We start from the raw sequence: 3,398 nt of genomic DNA, 5'->3' as shown, positions 1-3,398 counted from the left end.
AGCTTCCAGTCCGACTTCTGGTCGGTATCCTGGCCGTTGGGGTAGCGGCCGCTGGTGAAGTCGCTGTCGCTCTCGTCGGCCAGGTGGTGGGTCTCATCGACCTTCGTGCCAGCGGCATCTTCCAGGATCACTGTGCCGCTATAATCCTGGCTCCACTGCGGGGCGCCCTCGGCGAGGTAATAGCCGTTCGCCGGAATTACAGTCCCTTCGGGGGTCGGTATAGGCCCGCTCCAGGGTGGGTTTGTGATGGTTACGATCCAGCCGGAGATGTCGACCTCCTCTTCGCCGTCGTTATAAAGCTCGACCCATTTGGTGGCGTTTCCGGGCGGGTTCAGCTCCACCTCGTTTATCACTACCGCTCCTGCTCCGATCGCCGAGAGGGCGAGGGCGCAAGATAGAGCGATCAAGAGTGCTGATGAAGTTCTGCTCGTACAAATCCCCCACATCTTTGTTCAACGGTCCCGGACGGATCCGGGCTCACCGGCTCAAAATAACTTCTGAGTAGATAACGGTGTCGATCTATCTGGATCGTTGATCGATCGCCGGTCAGGGGCGCAGTTCCCTCTTTGGGTCAACGTTTTTATTATGATCCTCCCCCCATAAGAGGTCCCATGCAGTACTCAGAGGGGCGGCTCGGCAGGGTCTTCGTGATCAGGCTGGAGGAGGGCGAGGATCTGATCGGATCGATTCAGAGGTTCTTGGCGGAGAAGGGTGTCTCTTTCGGCCTGGTCCACTTTCTGGGAGCCCTGCGGGAGGGAAGGCTCGTGGCGGGGCCGAAGGAGCCGACTGTCCCGCCGGGGCCGCCTTTCGTCGAGGATCTGGAGGGGGCCTGGGAGATCTTCGGGGTCGCGACGGTCTATCCCGGCGACGGTGGCGAGCCCTCGGTTCACATCCACGCCTCGGCGGGCCACAGCGACCGGGCGTTGACCGGCTGTCTTCGGGAGAGGGCGACGACCTACCTGGTCGTCGAGGCGGCGGTCTTCGAGATTTGCGGGCTTGTTGCCCGAAGGTCCGTCGACGATGAGTCCGGGCTTCGCCTCCCGGTCCTCGGAGAGAGGCTTTAGATGGCGAGGAGCATGAGGAAGGGCAGAAGGAAGAAGGTGAGGGGTGGCGCGCCGTCTCTCTCGCCGCCCCTTCCCATCTCCAGGGAGGAGGCGAGGCGGGAGGGGATCGACCGGTTCGACGTCGTCCTCGTCTCCGGGGACGGGTACGTCGACCATCCCTCCTTTGGGGTCGGGCTCATCGGCCGGGTCCTCCAGGACGCCGGATACGCCGTCGGGATCATCCCCCAGCCCGACTGGAGGCGGGACGAGGACTTTCGCGCCCTCGGCGAGCCCCGGCTATTCTTCGGCGTCGCCTCGGGAAACGTCGACTCCATGGTCAACAACCTCTCGCCGAACAAAAAGCGGCGGAGGCGGGACGTCTACTCGCCCGGAGGCCGCCTACTCCGCCCCGATCGGGCCGCGATCGTCTACGCGAACCGGGTCCACTCCCTCTTTCCCCAGACCCCCTTGATCCTGGGCGGGATCGAGGCGAGCCTGCGGAGGTTCGCCCACTACGACTTCTGGTCGGACTCCGTCCGGGGCTCGATCCTGGCGGACGCGCCCGCCGATCTGGTCGTCTTCGGTATGGGGGAGCGGCCCATCCTGGAGGTGGCCCGCCGCCTGGAGGCGGGCGATGGAGTCGGCGAGATCAGGGATGTTCCCGGCACCTTGGTCAAGATGGGGGTGGGAGAGTGGAGGGCGACCGACCCCCCCGACCCTCAGAGGGTCCTGGAGATCCCCTCCTTCGCCGAGGTGGCGAGGGATAAGAGGAGGTACGCCGAGGCCTTCCGCCTCCACCACTCTGAGCAGGACCCCTTCCGAGGGAGGACCATCGTCCAGCCCCATCCCAAGACCGTGGTCATACAGAACCCGCCCGCGCTCCCCCTGACCAGCGAGGAGCTGGACAAAATCTACGAGCTTCCCTTCACCAGGGCGGCCCATCCCTCCTATCGGGAGGCGATACCGGCTCTGGAGCCGGTCCGCTTCTCCATCACCACCCACCGGGGCTGCTTTGGGTCCTGCTCCTTCTGCGCCCTCACCCACCACCAGGGGAGGATAGTCCAGAGCAGGTCGATCGAGTCGGTGGTTAGGGAGGCGGAGCGATTGACAGAGCTGCCGGGCTTCAAGGGGGTCATCCAGGACGTGGGGGGCCCCACCGCCAACATGTACGGGATGTTCTGCAGCCGCTGGCGGGCCGATTTCGGCGCTGGCATCGGCGCCGAAGGCGCCCGAGGCGCCTGTGCCGACAGGCTCTGCTCCCCGGACTGCCCGACCCTCGCTGTGGATCACCGCCGGCAGGTGGAGCTCCTCCGCCGGCTGCGAGAGATCCCCGGGGTCAGGCGGGTCTTCGTCAGCTCCGGGATCAGGCACGACCTGATCCTCGCGGACCAGACCGGCGCGGGGCAGGAGTACCTCGAAGAAGTGTGTCGCCATCACGTCTCCGGCCACCTGAAGGTGGCGCCCGAGCACGTCTCAGACGAAGTCCTCAAGGCGATGCACAAGCCCACCCGGGCCGTCCTGGAGGAGTTTCGCCAGCGGTTCAGGGAGGCGAGCCGGGAGGAGGGAAAAGAGCAGTACCTGGTCCCCTACTTCATCTCCGGCCATCCGGGCTGCGAGATAAAAGATATGGTGGAGCTCGCCGAGTACATCCGGGACCATCGCCTTTATTCCGAGCAGGTCCAGGACTTCACCCCCACCCCCATGACCGTCTCCACCTGCATGTACCACTCGGGGATCGACCCCTTCTCCGGAAAGGCGGTCCACGTCCCACGGGGGCGGGAGAAGGAGATCCAGAGGGCGCTCCTCCAGTTTCGGGACAGGAGGAACTGGGGGCTGGTCCGGGAGGGGCTCCGCATCGCAGGAAGGGAGGATCTGATCGGCGACGGGCCGAGGTGCCTGGTGCCGAAAGATGGAGGATGGTGAGGGCTCGATCCCGAGATTCGGGCCCGATACATTTCAGCTCTCACGATTTTTGCCTCATTTGTGCCGTCAGATTTTTATTCAAGTTCTAACAAAATGAGATGAGTTAGGATGGGCCATGCCAGCACCGATCAAGCCCAAAGAATGAGTTATTCGGTCTGATAAAAGCGGATCGCTGCGTTACAACCTAAATTGCCGTCAATGGAGCACCATAAATGTCGCAAGAATCGTCACCTGGCATCAGGGGGCCAGAGGAGATCTATATAAAAACTTTAAAATTTAATTACGAGCAATTACACGAAAGTATGTGGGAAAACCACAAAGTATCTTGGGTCGTAACAAGCATATTTATACCCCTCCTCTTTACAATGCAAGGTTATTTCGTAAAAGAGTATGATGATACTTTCAAAAATTCGTTTTCTCTCGCCATTCTAG

4 protein-coding genes are annotated in these 3,398 nt (G+C 62.3%); 3 read left to right on the top strand and 1 reads right to left on the bottom strand.

Translation table 11 applies throughout. The features are described 5' to 3' along the window. Positions 1 to 407: lamin tail domain-containing protein (locus tag ACP5EL_RS09805; protein WP_428402328.1), on the bottom strand; the 407-nt coding region annotated here is incomplete at its 3' end. Between the two features lie 204 nt (positions 408 to 611). On the opposite strand from ACP5EL_RS09805, the gene ACP5EL_RS09800 reads away from it, so the two are divergent. The 3 genes from ACP5EL_RS09800 to ACP5EL_RS09790 all read left to right on the top strand — a co-directional run. Beyond that, complete coding sequence (locus ACP5EL_RS09800; protein WP_428402327.1) at positions 612 to 1,064, top strand: PPC domain-containing DNA-binding protein; 453 nt, start codon at positions 612 to 614, stop codon at positions 1,062 to 1,064. Positions 1,065 to 1,076: 12 nt separating this feature from the next. Continuing rightward, positions 1,077 to 2,966 (top strand): YgiQ family radical SAM protein, encoded by a 1,890-nt coding sequence (locus tag ACP5EL_RS09795; RefSeq protein WP_428402329.1) that lies wholly within the window; start codon positions 1,077 to 1,079, stop codon positions 2,964 to 2,966. 212 nt (positions 2,967 to 3,178) lie between these two features. Next, positions 3,179 to 3,398: hypothetical protein (locus ACP5EL_RS09790; protein WP_428402326.1), on the top strand; the 220-nt coding region annotated here is incomplete at its 3' end.

The sequence above is a fragment of the Methanocrinis sp. genome (assembly GCF_049974945.1).
Lineage (GTDB): Archaea > Halobacteriota > Methanosarcinia > Methanotrichales > Methanotrichaceae > Methanocrinis.
Note: the sequence above shows the minus strand (reverse complement) of the source record. Positions and strands in the feature narration are given on the sequence as shown.